The organism is Marinicella meishanensis (assembly GCF_019931145.1).
In the GTDB taxonomy this organism is placed as follows: Bacteria; Pseudomonadota; Gammaproteobacteria; order Xanthomonadales; family Marinicellaceae; genus Marinicella; species Marinicella meishanensis.
Genome location: NZ_JAIOUV010000005.1, coordinates 230097 through 245092, shown reverse-complemented (window position 1 = coordinate 245092; position 14996 = coordinate 230097). Strand labels below are relative to the sequence as shown.

12 protein-coding genes are annotated in these 14996 nt (G+C 51.3%); 6 read left to right on the top strand and 6 right to left on the bottom strand.

Features of this window, described 5'->3' with window-relative positions; translation table 11 throughout:
• The first annotated feature begins 40 nt into the window (after positions 1–40).
• Positions 41–655 carry an NAD(P)H-dependent oxidoreductase gene (locus K7G70_RS10460; protein ID WP_223788588.1) on the top strand — a complete coding sequence of 205 codons (615 nt, stop codon included), beginning with the start codon at positions 41–43 and terminating at the stop codon, positions 653–655.
• Positions 652–2571, top strand: coding sequence for a cation:proton antiporter domain-containing protein (locus K7G70_RS10455; RefSeq protein WP_223788587.1), 1920 nt, complete (start codon positions 652–654; stop codon positions 2569–2571). Before K7G70_RS10460 ends, K7G70_RS10455 begins: the two co-directional genes overlap by 4 nt.
• Before the next feature lie 7 nt (positions 2572–2578).
• Here the strand turns inward: K7G70_RS10455 and K7G70_RS10450 are convergent, their stop codons facing one another.
• Positions 2579–3448 carry an AraC family transcriptional regulator gene (locus K7G70_RS10450; protein ID WP_223788586.1) on the bottom strand — a complete coding sequence of 290 codons (870 nt, stop codon included), beginning with the start codon at positions 3446–3448 and terminating at the stop codon, positions 2579–2581.
• A 101-nt stretch (positions 3449–3549) separates the two neighbouring features.
• Between K7G70_RS10450 and K7G70_RS10445 the strand changes: the two genes are divergently transcribed.
• Positions 3550–3927, top strand: coding sequence for a hypothetical protein (locus tag K7G70_RS10445; RefSeq protein ID WP_223788585.1), 378 nt, complete (start codon positions 3550–3552; stop codon positions 3925–3927).
• 44 nt (positions 3928–3971) lie between these two features.
• Here K7G70_RS10445 and K7G70_RS10440 read toward each other — a convergent pair whose 3' ends face one another.
• Positions 3972–4739 (bottom strand): exodeoxyribonuclease III, encoded by a 768-nt coding sequence (locus tag K7G70_RS10440; protein ID WP_223788584.1) that lies wholly within the window; start codon positions 4737–4739, stop codon positions 3972–3974.
• A gap of 99 nt (positions 4740–4838) precedes the next feature.
• On the opposite strand from K7G70_RS10440, the gene pyrE reads away from it, so the two are divergent.
• Together pyrE and K7G70_RS10430 are read left to right on the top strand one after the other, a co-directional pair.
• Positions 4839–5468, top strand: coding sequence for an orotate phosphoribosyltransferase (pyrE, locus tag K7G70_RS10435; protein ID WP_223788583.1), 630 nt, complete (start codon positions 4839–4841; stop codon positions 5466–5468).
• Positions 5469–5474: 6 nt separating this feature from the next.
• Positions 5475–6260 (top strand): symmetrical bis(5'-nucleosyl)-tetraphosphatase, encoded by a 786-nt coding sequence (locus tag K7G70_RS10430; RefSeq protein ID WP_223788582.1) that lies wholly within the window; start codon positions 5475–5477, stop codon positions 6258–6260.
• A 98-nt stretch (positions 6261–6358) separates the two neighbouring features.
• Here K7G70_RS10430 and K7G70_RS10425 read toward each other — a convergent pair whose 3' ends face one another.
• Positions 6359–9130: a proprotein convertase P-domain-containing protein gene (locus K7G70_RS10425; RefSeq protein WP_223788581.1), complete on the bottom strand. Its 2772-nt coding sequence runs from the start codon at positions 9128–9130 to the stop codon at positions 6359–6361.
• A 153-nt stretch (positions 9131–9283) separates the two neighbouring features.
• Here K7G70_RS10425 and K7G70_RS10420 point away from each other — a divergent pair, with 153 nt between their 5' ends.
• A complete protein-coding gene (locus K7G70_RS10420; RefSeq protein ID WP_223788580.1) occupies positions 9284–10954 on the top strand; it encodes a glutamine--tRNA ligase/YqeY domain fusion protein in 1671 nt (556 codons plus the stop codon).
• An 81-nt stretch (positions 10955–11035) separates the two neighbouring features.
• Here K7G70_RS10420 and K7G70_RS10415 read toward each other — a convergent pair whose 3' ends face one another.
• The 3 genes from K7G70_RS10415 to K7G70_RS10405 form a co-directional block, all read right to left on the bottom strand.
• Positions 11036–11836, bottom strand: a complete 801-nt coding sequence (locus K7G70_RS10415) for a DUF1338 domain-containing protein (protein ID WP_223788579.1) — start codon at positions 11834–11836, stop codon at positions 11036–11038.
• A 116-nt stretch (positions 11837–11952) separates the two neighbouring features.
• A complete protein-coding gene (asnS, locus tag K7G70_RS10410) occupies positions 11953–13362 on the bottom strand; it encodes an asparagine--tRNA ligase (protein WP_223788578.1) in 1410 nt (469 codons plus the stop codon).
• Between the two features lie 62 nt (positions 13363–13424).
• Entirely contained in the window at positions 13425–14924 is a 1500-nt protein-coding gene (locus K7G70_RS10405; protein ID WP_223788577.1) for an aminotransferase class III-fold pyridoxal phosphate-dependent enzyme, read from the bottom strand.
• Between the last annotated feature and the right edge of the window lie 72 nt (positions 14925–14996).

Genomic DNA, 14996 nt, shown 5'->3' with positions numbered 1-14996 from the left:
GGCGCGCACACCGCTGCATGAGTCAAACAGCGAGCCAGGCATGAACAAAGTTCTGGTGCTGTTTGCCCATCCAGTGTTTCAGACTTCACAGCTCAACCAAGCTTTGCTCCAGGCATTGCCCGATCGGGCCGAGATCACGGTGCATGATTTGTATGAGCACTACCCCAATTTCATGATTGATGTGGCCCATGAGCAGGCCTTGTTGCAAGCCCATGACGTGATCGTGTTTCAACACCCGCTGTATTGGTATTCGGCACCGGCCATCTTGAAAGAATGGATGGACTTGGTGTTGGAACACGGCTTTGCTTACGGCACTGAGGGCACGGCCTTGGCCGGCAAACAGTTTTTATCGGTGGTCACCTCCGGTGGTGATTTGTGTAACTACCAAGGTGAGCGCAACATCCGTGACTTGTTGCAGCCGTTTGAATACACCGCCAAGCTGTGTCACATGGACTATTTGCCACCGTTCATCGTTTATGGCGCCTTGAAGATCAAGGCACAGAATTACAACGACCACATATCCGCCAACTATTTATCAGAACAAGCCGCCATTTACCAACAATTGATGGATGACTTGGTGCAGCAACGGCTGTCGGCCCAAGCGTGTGCCAGCTACCGCACCCTCAATGAACATTTCCCCGGAGCCTTGGCATGACGGAAGCATTCATCATCGCCAGTTTGTTTTTGGGCTTGGCGGTGTTGTTGGTGCCCTTGGCCAATCGCCTGAATTTGGGTTCGGTGTTGGGTTATTTGATCGCAGGTGGCATCGTCGGTGGTATTTTGACGGTGTTGGCTCCCTTGTTGCACATGGATTCAGGTCAACTGCTGGAACAATTGAACCATGCCACCGAGTTTGGGGTGGTGTTGATGCTGTTTGTGATTGGCTTGGAAATCCAACCCAGCCACCTGTGGCGCATGAAATCCGCCATCCTGGGAGCCGGTGGTTTGCAAGTCAGTTTGACTGCGGTGTTGATCATGGCAGTGGCCATTTGGGGCTTTGGTTTGAGCTGGCAAGTGGGTTTGGCAATCGGTTTGACCCTCGCTTTGTCTTCCACCGCCATCATCATGTCAACCCTGAAGGAAAAGGGCTGGCAGAACACCATTGGCGGCAAAGCGTCGTTTTCGGCCTTGCTGTTCCAGGACATCGCCGTCATCCCGATCATTGCGGTGATCCCACTGTTGGCAGTTGGAGCACCTGATGGAGCTGGTCACGCCGCCCATGGCATTGATTTGACCACCCACTTGCCCGGGTGGTTAAAACCCTTGGTGGTGGTCGGGGCCATTGTCTTGATCTATGTTTTGTCCAGACATTTGATCAACCCCTTGTTTGACTACATTGCCCGGGCCCGACAAAAAGAAATTTTTACCACCGCAGCCCTGGGCCTGGTGACCTTGATTGCGGCCTTGATGTCGTTGATTGGTTTGTCACCCGCTTTGGGGGTGTTCATTGCTGGGGTGATTCTCAGTGAGAGTGAATACCGCCATGAGTTGGAAGCCGACATCGAACCGTTCAAAGGGTTGTTGCTGGGCGTGTTTTTCATGACCGTGGGTGCGGCCTTCAATTTTGCCCTGTTTGCCGCTCAATATGGGGTGATCCTGGGGCTGACTGTGGGCTTGATTTTGCTCAAAGCCGGGGTGCTGTTTGTGGTGGGCAAGATCCTTCGCCTGCAGAAAATTGAACACGCCTTGTTTTTCTTGGCCTTGGCCCAAGGCGGTGAATTTGCCTTTGTGCTGCTGACATTGGCGGTGGGACAACAGGTGGTACCGGCTGAAATTGCCGACACATTGCGCATTGTGGTGGCCTTGTCGATGGCCATCACGCCATTGTTGTTTTTGTTTTATGAAAAAGTCATCTTGAAAAAAATGTTGGCCGATGATGTCCCTGAGCGGGCTGCCGATGACATCGATGAAGCCAATCAGGTGATCATTGCTGGGGTGGGGCGCTTTGGTCAAATTGTGGGCCGCTTGCTGCAATACAACAATTTCGGCATCACCGCATTGGACAATGACCCCAACATGATCGACACCTTGCGCAAATATGGTTGGAAGGTTTTTTTTGGCGATGCCACCCGCATGGATTTGTTGCAGGCCGCCGGTATCGATGAGGCGACCACCATGGTGATTGCCATGGACGACCCTGACAAGGTCATCGAGTTGTCGAAGTACTTGTTAAAAAACCACCCCAATTTGACGCTGTTCGTGCGGGCCAGAGACCGCACCATGGCCTACGAACTGCACCACATCGGGGTCAAGCACATTTACCGAGAAACCTTCGAGACCTCGGCCACCATGGGTGAAGATGTGCTGAAGCACTTGGGCATGCGGGCCTATCAGGCCAAGCGGGCCAAACTCATTTATCAAAAAGAAGACGAAGCCTTGGTGCGCGAACTGGCGGCGTCATACTTTGACAGCGACGAAAAAGGCCATGTACTCAGGGTACAGCAACAACTGGATAACCTGGCCAAAGTGCTGGCGAATGACCAGCACATCAAACAATACCAGTTCAACAATGATTCAGGGTGGGACGACCAATCGCTGGTCCAAGACTTGGGTAATAAGAACGAGTACTGAATCGCATTCAATCAAATTGGTTTGAGTGGGCCATTTTGCGGCTTTGTCCTGGGGTCATCCCGAATTGTTTTTTGAACACTTTGATGAATGCCGCTTCTGATTGGTAACCACATGACAAGGCGATCTGATAAATTGATTGATGACTGTTTTTCAGTAATTGAGCGGCCAGTTGCATGCGCCAATGGGTCATGTATTTCAATGGGGTCACGCCCAACAGTTCACTGAAGCGGCTGGCCAACTTGGATCGAGACATGGCTGCTTGGGCAGCCAATGATTGCAAGTTCCATGGTTGATCCATGTGGCGGTGAAAAGCGATCAATGCTTTGGCAATATTGGGGTCAGCCAAGCCCATGAACAAGCCGGCCTGTTCAGAATCGCGCAATTGGGTGGATTGAGCATAATAGCGAACCACATAAATGAACAAAATTTCGGCCAATTTATCCAATACCAATTGCCTGCCTGCATTGTCACTTTCGGCTTCGGCCACGATTTGCTGAAACAACGATTTGAACCACATGGCTTGATCCATTTCGTTGGCAGTGATGTGCAACACCCTGGGTAAGGCTTGCAAAATGGGGTTGTTGTCTTGTTGAAAACTCAGTTGGCCACAAATCAAAGTGGTCGACAGGTTATTGCGCTCATCTGGATTGAGGATTTTGTGCGGGGTATCGCGGGAAAAAAAGATCAGATCACCGGCGCTGAGAAACAGGGGATCCTGGCCAGCCATTTCCAATTGGCAATTGCCATAAGCAATGACATGGAAACTGCTTTTTCCTGGATTTGAGGAAGTGACGCCCCATGGGGAACAAAATGCTGAATGCAGGTATATGCAGGCATCAAAGGAAATTGACTTAAAAATCTCATCAATGACGTTCATTGGACGAATGAGCTATAAAGTAGGATTAATTGACATGTATCGTATCATTTCAGGCCATAAAATACACCCACAATGTAAATTAATCAACCAGGAGTACACACATGAAACAACTCAATATGATGATCACCGCTTTGTCACTGATGGTCGCATTGACCGCTTTCAACCCCAGTCAGGCAGAACTGGCCAAACAAGTGGATGGGGTGACCACCATCCACCTGGACCAATATGGTGGCTATTTCGAAGCGAAAGAAACTTTGGCCAGCTTGAAACCAGGGACTTATGAATTTGTGGTGACCAATAAAACCAACAAGTTGGTGGGTTTTCAGATACAGAACAACAAAACCAGGGCACAATTGGACATGTTTCCATTGGAGCCCAACCAATCGAAAACATCTCGGGTTGAAATCACCACCGATGGGTTTCGATTTCGCTGTCCCATCAACCCAACCCCTTGGTATGAAATTGATACCATCAAATAAGCAACGCGCAGCAACCACAAAAGGGCTCAATCGAGCCCTTTTGTTCACAAATCGTATTCTAGGATCAATGGGGCGTGGTCCGAGAACCGTTCATCCTTGTAAATTTCAGCCCTTTTGATTTTTTCTTGCAGGCATTTTGAGGTGATGTGGTAATCAATGCGCCAGCCGGTGTTGTTGGCCCAGGCTTGACCGCGGTTTGACCACCAGGTGTATTGGTGCTCACCCGGTTCCACCACCCGAAAGGCGTCCACCAGACCCATCTCGTCAAACAATTTGGTCATCCACTGCCGTTCTTCTGGCAGGAAGCCTGAATTCTTCTGGTTGCCGCGCCAGTTCTTGATGTCGATTTTTTTGTGGGCGATGTTCCAGTCACCGCAAATGATGAACGGTTTGTCGCCGTCGATCAGGCTCTGCAGCACCGGCTCCATGCGCTCCATACACACGTATTTGAAATCTTGCCGCTCCTCTTTGGATGAACCTGAGGGCATGTACAAGGAAGCCACAATCAAATGCCCCAAATCGATTTGTACCCAGCGGCCTTCGTCATCAAATGCCGGCCAATCAATGCCATAGGCCACGTCCACCGGTTGGTGCTTGCTGTAAATGGACACCCCTGAATAACCTTTCTTGCAGGCGTCGGATTGAAAGTGGTGATAACCATCTGGCATAAATTTTTCCGGTGGCAGTTGGTGCAGCTGGGCTTTGGTTTCCTGGATGCACATGATGTCGGCATTTTGTTGGGCAAACCAGTCAAACAGGCCTTTGCGTTCGGCGGCGCGGATGCCATTGGCATTCAAGGAGATGATTTTCATGGTGTGGGTTTCCTGAAAAAGCCCAAATTATAACACCGATGGGGTTGAAAATTGACCGCGGTTCTCGCAAGATAACAGCCAATTGACAACGCTGACCGCATGAGCACTGCACAAGACTTTTTGGCTTTGGCCGTGGACAAAAACGTCCTTAAATTTGGCGATTTCACCTTGAAATCAGGGCGCATCAGCCCGTATTTTTTTAATGCCGGTTTGTTCGATGATGGCCATTCTCTGTCGCTGTTGGGCACTTATTACGCCCAAACCATCAAACAATCGGGTTTGGCCTTCGACATGCTTTACGGCCCGGCTTACAAAGGCATCCCCTTGGCCACATGCATAGCGGTGGCCTGGTATCAGCTGTACCAAGAAAACCTGCCAGTGGCTTTCAACCGCAAAGAGGCCAAAGCCCATGGCGAAGGGGGACAACTGATTGGCGCTCCAGTCCAAGGCCGGGTGTTGATTGTGGACGATGTGGTCTCGGCCGGCACATCGGTGCGTGAATCCATCGCCCTGATCAAGCAACAAGGGGCCGAAGCCGTGGGTATTGCGGTGGCTTTGGATCGCCAAGAGAAGGGGCAAGGCGACCTGTCCGCCATGCAAGAGTTGCAACAAGAATTCGGCCTGGCGCAAATCAGCATCGCCAACTTACAAGCCTTGTTTGAGTTTCTTCAAGGTGATGCGGAAAATTTGGCCAAAGTCACGGCTTATCGACAATCTTATGGGGTGTGATTGAGCATGGCCACCTATGCCGTGGGTGATGTGCAAGGTTGTTTTGAGCCATTGATGCAACTGCTGGATCGAATCGCATTTGATCCGCAGGTTGATCGTTTGTTGTTTTGTGGCGATTTGGTTAACCGCGGTGGTCGGTCCCTGGATGTGCTGCGTTGGGTGTATGCCCACCAGCATTGTTGTGACACCGTCTTGGGCAACCACGATCTGAGCATGCTCAGTAAATACCACAAGCCCCACAAACGCATCAGCAACAAAGAATTCAAAGTTTTGTTCAATGCCCCGGATGCCCGTTTGCTGCTGGATTGGCTGCTCAGCCGACCGCTGTACCTGGATTGCGGTGATCACTTGATCATCCATGCTGGCCTGTATCCCTGGTGGCGCATTGAAGACTTCAAAACCTTGGCAGATCGCACCGCCGCCATCATGCAGCAAGATCCTGCGGCTTTCTTTCAGACCATGTATGGCAACACGCCGAAAAAATGGTCTCTTGATTTGCCGTTGGTGGAACAAACCCGGTTTGTGATCAATGCCAGCACCCGCATGCGCTTTGTCAAAACCGATGGTGCCTTGAATTTTTCACAAAACGGACGGGTCACCACCCTCAAAAAACTGCAACCTTGGTTCCAATATGAGGGCATTCAAAACCTGAATCAGCATTTGGTCTTTGGCCATTGGTCGGCCTTGGGTTTGTATCAAGATGCGCAGGTCACCTGTTTGGACAGTGGCAAAGTGTGGGGTGGTCAATTAACCGCCATGCGACTGTCAGACCGCCAGATTTTCAGTTGCTGACTCAGTTGCTGACAAGAAAAAGCCCCTGACAGGCAGGGGCTTATCAATTTGGGATCAAAGCAAGTCACCGTTTGATGACTTGCTTTTTTTGTGTCCCTTTAGGGTGCGGGTTCCACACATTGGAAGCCGTTGAACCAAATCACATCTGGATCGCCCACTGGAGGCGCAGGATCACAGAGGACTTGCTCCAAGACTGGCAACAAACAGAACTCGTTCAGTGTACCGGTATCAAAGCCGGCGTTGTCACTGATGTTCAAAGTCCAATCACCGGCCAAGTCAACTCCATTGAAGGCCGCCAAAGCCTCTTCAGGTTGAACCGTACCACCAATGGCTGGTGGGGTGGCTTCACATTCAGATTCAACTGGGGTGCCGCTGCCATCATCGAACAAGGCGTCAATGTCGTCGTTACCACAGCCGAAGCCAGTGCCCGTGAAGCCTGGACGATCCATCAACACCACGCTGGTGCCATCTTTGGACAAGGTTAGGATCAAGTCACCCACCCAAGTGTGGGCGGTGTCAACTGACACGGTCAAGCTGTCCAAGGTGCCGGTATCCACGACACTGCCAACAAAATCATCCCCAGGGGGGTTGTTGTCGGTGATTGGCAAACCAATGGCAAAACACAGTTGATTCACGGTGGTGAAAGAGAAGGTTGCTGATGGGGTGCTGGCGCCACAACTGTTGTTGCCGGTCACACGCCAAAAATACTCGGTTTGAGCACCCAAAGTCACACTGGGCACCAAGGTGGTGCCGGCGGTGGTGTCACTGAAGACGATGTTGGTGAAACCGGCATCGGTGGCGATTTCAACCAAGTAATCCACCGCGCCAGTGTCATCCCAACTCAAGCTGGGTTGGTTGTCCACATCAACCGCGCCATCAGCCGGTGCAATCAAGGTGTTGGCTGTGGGTACGGCATCGGCCACATCCAGGCTCAGCATCACGTTTTGGTCAGACACCGTGGGTGAGGTACCCAAAACATCGATCATGTAGTTGCCAGCTGCTACGGCACCGGTGTTGGACACGGTCACGGTGGAGGCACCCGGTAATGAAGGCACGGGGTTGACACTGTAGCCAACTGTCGAGCCGGCTGGTTCGCCGGTTTGCGACAAGGTGACCACACCATCATAACCACCCACAGAACCCACAGTCAGGTCGTAGGTGGCGTCATCGCCTTGACAGATGGCCACCGATGGGTCGGTTGCAGCCAGGAAGAAGCCTGGATCACCACACACATCAAACTTGAAGGAGCCGACCCGGATTTGCCAATCGCCACCATTGGTGTCGTAGTATTCATTGACGTGCCAGAAGGTACAGTCATCAACTGGGTCGATGTTGGTTGAGGTGTAATCCCCCCAACGTTGACCACTGGTTTGACTGCCGGTGCCCTCGATGATGGAACCCTCGGTGCGGTCCATGGCGCCCAAAGCGTCACCTTGTAAACGACCGGTGAAGCGAATCGCGGGGTTGATGGCGGTGCCTGAAGCACTGTATGCCAGACCCATGTTGCCATCGCGGTCCATGGCGATTGACCCCATCCAACGGTGAATGTTGTCCGTTGTACCTGGACCGTATGTACCTTCTTGGAACAAGGTTGGACCGGTGTCGGGGTCGCGGATTTCCCACCAACGGATGCCACCGATGCCAGCTGACGCTTCCACCGATTGGTTGGTCACCAGTGATTCATGGGTACCGAAATTACGGTAAGCCAAACGATGCAAAGGACGTTGGCGGTATGACTGGATGTCCACCCCGTTGCTGGTGCCGGCTTGTGGAATACAGTTGCGGCCAGAACAGAGTGAGAACTGGGTGTCGTATTCAGCAATCGGAATCAGGGCCGTGCGGGTGAAGGTGGAGTTGGCTGGGGTGTCATAATCGGCGACGAACTCCCAGAATGACAAGGCATCTGCAGCGGCACTATAGGGTCCACCATTGTCCATCGAGCCCACAAAATATTGCGGTGAGCCTGGTGGTGGTAAGGTGTCGCCATCGATGTCGGCGGGTAACAAGCCGTCACCCACTTGCCATGGATCCACTGAACGATCAATGAAGAAATACACAATGCGCGGATTGGGCACACCGGCTATCAAATCATCGCGATTCAAAGCATAAACACCCACACCGGCGTATGAGCCGCCGTTGAAGTCACGGGTCGAGATGTAAAAGCCGTCAGACCACACACCGTATTTGGGGTAGTCAGGGAACAAGTCGGCGCTGCCGTTGTTGTTCAAGATCGCCCAACGGTAATAAGCCCCAGTGGGATCACTGGTTTGTGAAATCGCAATACAATTGTAGAACTGCGGACCGGCCGATGAAGTGAATTGAGACAACAACCAACGATCAGAGATTTGGTCATACAGCACAATGGGGTCACCGGCGTTGTCGCTTTCACAGTCACCACCAAAGCCTGACCACAAGGTGTTGTTGGCAGCCGGGCCAAACAAGGTGTTGCCAGACTTGTCCAATACGGCAAATGACAAGTTGGTCATGGCCACATAGTGGTTGGGGCCAACGTCACCAGCCGGATCGGGTGGTGACACCCCAGAAATGTTGTCCAGGGCCAAAAAGTCGGTTTGTTTGGTGGGGCCAGGTAAACCGCCCAGCATGCTTTGCAACACCGGGTCTCCGGGGAATGGAGCATCCGAGTCGTTGGCTGGACCTGGGTCAATGGTGAGGCCACCCCGGTTTTTCACATTGGTGATGGGCTTGGGAGCGTACATGGACAACGGCAATGACACATCAAACTTAACAGCTTGCTTGGTTTGCGGGGTCAATGGTACATAAGGCGCATCGGTGTCCCCTGGCTTCTGTTGGGCTGTGGCCAAACTGAAGGACAGACAGGTACCAATGCAGATCATGGTTTTCAATTTCATTGGTTTCCTCTTTTTAAAATAAAATCTGCCGAATCATTCTACCTCAGGGTGCGAATTAAATCATCGCTTATTGGTGAATTTCAGGGTCGATTTTTTGGGTCTTTGCTGTCAAAATACACGGCTTTCAACAACAAATTAACAAATCGGCAACTTATGACTGAAAAAAATGTGGTCGAGAACTTCATCACGCACATCATTGATGAAGATTTGGCCAATCACAAGCACAATCACGTGGTGACCCGTTTCCCACCCGAGCCCAATGGCTATTTGCACATTGGCCATGCCAAATCCATTTGTTTGAATTTTGGGGTGGCGGCCGATTATCAGGGTACCTGCCATTTGAGGTTTGATGACACCAATCCCGAAAAAGAAAGTCGTGAGTATGCCGAAGCCATCAAACAAGACATCCAATGGTTTGGCTTTGATTGGCATGAGAATCAATTCCATGCTTCGGATTATTTTGATCGCTTGTATGCCTTTGCCGAAGAGTTGATTGAAAAAGGGCTGGCCTATGTGGATGACCAAAGCCCTGAAGAGATGCGGGAAAATCGCGGTGATTTCAACCGGCCGGGCACAGACAGCCCCTTTCGGGATCGAACCGTGGCTGAAAATCTGCAGTTGTTCCGGGCCATGAAAGCCGGCGAATATGCCGATGGCAGCAAAGTGCTCAGGGCCAAGATTGACATGCAATCTGGCAACATCAACATGCGTGATCCCGTGATCTACCGGATCAAACGGATGCATCACATCAACACCGGCGATGCGTGGTGTATTTATCCCATGTATGACTTCACCCATTGCATTTCGGATGCGATCGAAGGCATCACCCATTCCCTGTGTACCCTGGAATTTGAAGACCACCGCCCCTTGTACGATTGGGTGTTGGAACACATTGACATTGATTGCCACCCACAACAAATCGAATTCTCCCGACTCAACGTGTCCTTCACTGTGACCTCCAAAAGGCGTTTGAGTCAATTGGTGGAGCAGGGCACAGTGGATGGCTGGAATGACCCCAGGATGTCGACCTTATCCGGCTTGCGCAGACGTGGCTACCCACCAGCAGCAATTCGATCGTTCATCAAAAGTGTGGGGGTCAGCAAAAAAGAATCGGTGATTTCCATGACGGTGTTGGAAGATGCCATCCGCAACCATTTGAACAAAACCGCGCCACGGGTCATGGGTGTGCTCAGACCCTTGAAAGTGGTGATCGAGAATTACCCTGAAGGTCAGGTGGAAATGCTCAGCGGCGCCAACCACCCACAAGATGAATCCTTTGGCAGCCGTGAAATTCCCTTCAGCCGCGAACTTTATGTGGAACAAAGTGATTATCAGGAAAATGCCAACCGCAAGTTTTTCCGCCTGACCGAAGGACGGGAAGTGCGGTTGCGTCATGCCTATTACATCACCTGTCGAGAAGCGATCAAGAACGAAGCGGGTGAAGTGGTTGAATTGCGTTGTACCTATGATCCTGAAAGCCGTGGGGGCACCGCCGATGGCCGCAAAGTGAAAGGCACCATCCATTGGATTTCTGCTGCCCATGCTGCACCCATTGAAGTGCGCTTGTACGACCGCTTGTTCAACCACCCCAAACCGGCTTCACTGGAAAACTTCATGGATGCCATCAACCCCGATTCGCTGGAAATCTTGCCCAACGCCATGCTGGAACCAGGCATCGCCGGCCAAGACGATGAAGTTGTTTACCAATTTGAGCGCAACGCCTATTTCAAGCGAGACAAAACCCACGAGACCGACAAACCGATTTACAACCAGGTGGTGACCATGCGCGATTCCTGGGCAAAAATCGAACAAGAGTCCGGGTGATGAATTAAGGCATCAGGAAAATTGGTAAAAAAAAGCCGACCTTGGGGTCGGCTTTTTTGTTGGTGCCAGAGGAAAATGGCGTCATTGCCGGTTGGTGCTTTCAAAAATTTTGTCGGCTGAAGCGGCGATGAAGCCTTGGTACAAACGTCCGTCTGCCTGCGGGTAGCGCTTGGCGAATTCATAAAAACAACTGGGCACCAAATGGCTGACGTCACTGAATTCCAGGTTGACCAATGGCGCCATGGTGGATGATTGTTCCAACCGTTGTGCAGGCGTGCCTTTGATCAAGCCGCCTGATTCATTCATGGCAAAACCATGATCCATGATGAATTGGTTCAAGTCTTCAATCTCAAAAAAGGTGGTCAAATGGTTGATCGACACGGTGAAATGATTGGCCCGGTAGCCAAAGGCGGCGGTCCAGGCCGCATATTCACTTTCCTGTAACAAGCGGATGTATTCTTGAAAGGTCAGGTCCCAGGGTCGACCGGAATACAAGAATGCCGGGTCTTGGGTTGCCTTCGACATCACTTGCCCATCCATGCGATGCACCAGGGCTTGGAGTTCATCTGAAAAGGATTCAGTGATTAATTCACTGATGAAAATTTTGGGGTGATGGGGGTTTTCCCGGTGTTCAAAATGGTAGGCGTTGAGTTGTTTGGCGGTGAAATCATACTGACCCCGATTTTCATAGCCCATCGTTTCAAACAGGTAACCCAGACGATCAATGCCCAGTTTATCGGTGTTGAAAGTGCGCAGGGCCACGTGGTCATTGACCACCGATTCGCCGCGGGCTGCCAACAGCTCGTGAATCGCTTCGGCTTGGGGGTTGATGGCGGTGTATTGTTGCCACAAGTTGGCAAAGAAATTTTCGACGGTAGACATGTGACCAGGCTGACTTGAAAGCGTTGTATTATAGGCCGATTGCCTAGAGTAATTAACCTATGATTGCAGAAAAAACCCAAGGATGGCCAGCGCCATCCCTGAGTCACTGATTGGCATCAGAATTTCGCTGAACCTGGGGTTCTGGGGAAAGGAATCACATCCCGCACATTGGACAAGCCAGTCACGTAACTGACCAACCGCTCAAAGCCCGCACCGAAACCGGCATGGGGCACCGTGCCATAGCGACGCAGATCGGTGTACCATTTGTACTCAGCTTCATCCAAGTCATGGTGTTTCATGCGATTGAGCAGGTAATCCAAGCGTTCCTCACGTTGTGATCCCCCCATGATTTCACCGACCCCTGGTACCAACACGTCCATCGCTGCGACGGTTTTGCCGTCGTCATTCAGTCGCATGTAAAACGGTTTGATTTCTTCGGGGTAGTTCATCACCACTATGGGCTTTTTGAAGTGTTGTTCCGTCAAATAGCGTTCGTGCTCGGTTTGCAAATCCAGGCCCCATTCAACCGGGTACTCAAAGGTTTGACCTGAGTTCTTGAGGATGTCCAAGGCCTCGGCATAGTTGACCCGTTCGAAGCGGTCATCCAACAGGTTTTCCAGCCTATGGATGGCTGTCTTGTCGACAAAACTGTTGAAAAACTGCATGTCATCGCGGTTGTTATCCAGCACCTGCTTGACCACAAACTTGAGGAAATCTTCGGCCAGCTGTGCCGCATCATTCAAGTCGGCGAAGGCCACTTCGGGCTCAATCATCCAAAATTCAGCCAAGTGCCGTTGGGTGTGAGAATTTTCTGCCCGAAAGGTGGGGCCGAAGGTGTATACCTTGCTCAAAGCGCAGGCATAGGTCTCGGCATTGAGCTGTCCAGAAACGGTCAGATAGGCTTCTTTGCCGAAGAAGTCCTGGCTGAAATCCACTTGGCCTTGATCATTCTTGGGCAGGTTCATCAGGTCCAGGGTGGACACCCGAAACAGGTCGCCGGCGCCCTCACAGTCACTGGCAGTGATGATTGGGGTGTGCAGCCAAAAATATCCGTTTTGACTGAAGTATTGATGGACGGCCTGGGCCATGGTGTTGCGCACCCGCAGCATGGCACTGAAGGTGTTGGTGCGGGGCCGTAAATGGGCCACATCCCGCAAAAACTCCATGGTGTGGCGTTTGGGTTGCACCGGGTAAGTGTCGGGGTTTTCTACCCAGCCAACCACCGTCACCTCGGTGGCTTTGATCTCCACCGATTGGCCTTTGCCACCAGACTCAACCAATACGCCCTCGACGATGACTGAGCAGCCGGTGAACAATTTCAGAATTTCGGCTTCATAATTGGACAGCTCATTGCCAGCCACCACCTGTATGCCGTCGAAACATGAACCATCGTGGACCACCAGAAACGAAAAGCCACCTTTGGAATCACGGGTGGTTCTGATCCAGCCCTTGATGGTGACTGGGGCGCCCAATTCGAGGCCATGATCTTTGGCGTTGAGCAAAGTTTTGATTGCATGCGTTGGCATCAATAGACTCCTGAAAAAAGCCACAAAATGTGGCTTTATCTTGTGTGTTTAAGGATTGGGGGTTAACTGGCTTTGTCCAATGAATTGGCTTTGGGTCCATGCAACAAGGCTTGTTCCACGCCATCCACGATCAAATCCACTTCGGCTGCTGTGATGTTGAAGTGCGGGGTGAATCGCAGGGAGTTTTCACCCCCATGAATCACGCCCAGGCCATGGTATCGCATGTATTCCTCGATGCTGTTTTTGCCATAGGCTTTGTATTGGGGATCCAGCTCACAAGAAAACAACAGGCCGGTGCCTTGTACATTGGTGATTTCGCCATTCATGCGTTCTTTCAAACCATTCAGTTTGTCCACAAACAGCTGGCCTTTGTCGCGGATGTTTTGGCGGGTTTCAGCCGATAAGTTGGTCAACACCGTGTGCGCCACATCCAGGGCTTTGGGGTTGGCCGTCATGGTGTTGCCGTAAATGCCCACGACATACAGGTTGGCGGCTTTTTCGTTCAAAGCCAAGACCGACAGTGGGTAGTGTCCAGCATTCAATGCTTTGGAATAGGTTTCCATGTCTGGTGCTGTCAGGTTTTCAAAACCGGGATAATCACAAATGGACAAGCAGCCCTGAGCCCGCAAACCGGCTTGGATGGAATCCACCAAGAACAAGGTGCCGTGGGCTTCAGTCAGTGACCGGGCCGTGGCATAAAATTCAGGGGTGATGGCCATACCCGGATTGCCTTCGCCCATCACCGGTTCCATGAAGAATGATTCGATGAACTCGTTGTTGTTGGCGGCATCATCGAAGGCTTGTTGCAGGGCTTCGATGTCGTTGATGGGGACGGTGATCAGGTTGTTGCGTCCTTGGAATGAAGCCAGGTTTTTTTTGTACGACTTCAATGAAGAATCTGAATATTGAGCCGGGCGATCGGTGCGACCATGGAAGGCGCCTTCCAAGGCCATGATCTTGATGGTTTTGCCATAGTTGTCGCCGTTCATGCCGGTTTGTTTCTTGGCATTCACATCAGAAATTCTGGAGGCCACAGTGACGGCTTCAGAGCCCGAGTTCATGCAAATGAATTTGACAAAAGGACAGGCGTCACGACTTTGGCCGATTTCTTGTTTCAACAAATCAGACAACCGTCTTTGGTAAAAGCTGGGGGTCATGATGTTGGCCATGACATGCGGCTTGCCCATGGTTTGCAACACCGCATCGGCGGCGTGGCCTGCACCCAACATGCCGTAGCCACCACTGTCGTGCAACACCGCACCTTTCAGGGTAATGACCCAAGGACCTTTGGCGGCCAATGCCACATAAGGGTTGACGGCATCATCGGCATAAAAGTTGATGAAATCTTGGTGGATGCGCGTCAGTTGGTCTTGTTCATCCATATCAATCAATTCAGGGTATTCTGATTTAATCAACTCATACTCTTGCATGGCCAATTCAATGGCCGTGGTCAATGCCGGATCGGTGGCGATGAATTGTTCAATGATTTCATCTTTCAAACCATGGGTTAAAACAGCCCCTTGGGCACTTCTGAGTTGAAGCAATTGATTCAATATTGTCATTCGTTGTCTCGTTAATAGGATCAGCCGGCAATTTTATCATGAATGCGGCTGAAACCCAATTGGGTTGCTGGG

Coding starts and splice junctions, on each gene's coding strand:
- K7G70_RS10460 (WP_223788588.1), top strand. CDS start 41: ATGAACAAAGTTCTGGTGCTGTTTGCCCATCCAGTGTTTCAGACTTCA.
- K7G70_RS10440 (WP_223788584.1), bottom strand. CDS start 4,739: ATGAAAATCATCTCCTTGAATGCCAATGGCATCCGCGCCGCCGAACGC.
- K7G70_RS10450 (WP_223788586.1), bottom strand. CDS start 3,448: ATGAACGTCATTGATGAGATTTTTAAGTCAATTTCCTTTGATGCCTGC.
- pyrE (WP_223788583.1), top strand. CDS start 4,839: ATGAGCACTGCACAAGACTTTTTGGCTTTGGCCGTGGACAAAAACGTC.
- K7G70_RS10405 (WP_223788577.1), bottom strand. CDS start 14,924: ATGACAATATTGAATCAATTGCTTCAACTCAGAAGTGCCCAAGGGGCT.
- K7G70_RS10455 (WP_223788587.1), top strand. CDS start 652: ATGACGGAAGCATTCATCATCGCCAGTTTGTTTTTGGGCTTGGCGGTG.
- K7G70_RS10420 (WP_223788580.1), top strand. CDS start 9,284: ATGACTGAAAAAAATGTGGTCGAGAACTTCATCACGCACATCATTGAT.
- K7G70_RS10430 (WP_223788582.1), top strand. CDS start 5,475: ATGGCCACCTATGCCGTGGGTGATGTGCAAGGTTGTTTTGAGCCATTG.
- K7G70_RS10445 (WP_223788585.1), top strand. CDS start 3,550: ATGAAACAACTCAATATGATGATCACCGCTTTGTCACTGATGGTCGCA.
- K7G70_RS10415 (WP_223788579.1), bottom strand. CDS start 11,836: ATGTCTACCGTCGAAAATTTCTTTGCCAACTTGTGGCAACAATACACC.
- asnS (WP_223788578.1), bottom strand. CDS start 13,362: ATGCCAACGCATGCAATCAAAACTTTGCTCAACGCCAAAGATCATGGC.
- K7G70_RS10425 (WP_223788581.1), bottom strand. CDS start 9,130: ATGAAATTGAAAACCATGATCTGCATTGGTACCTGTCTGTCCTTCAGT.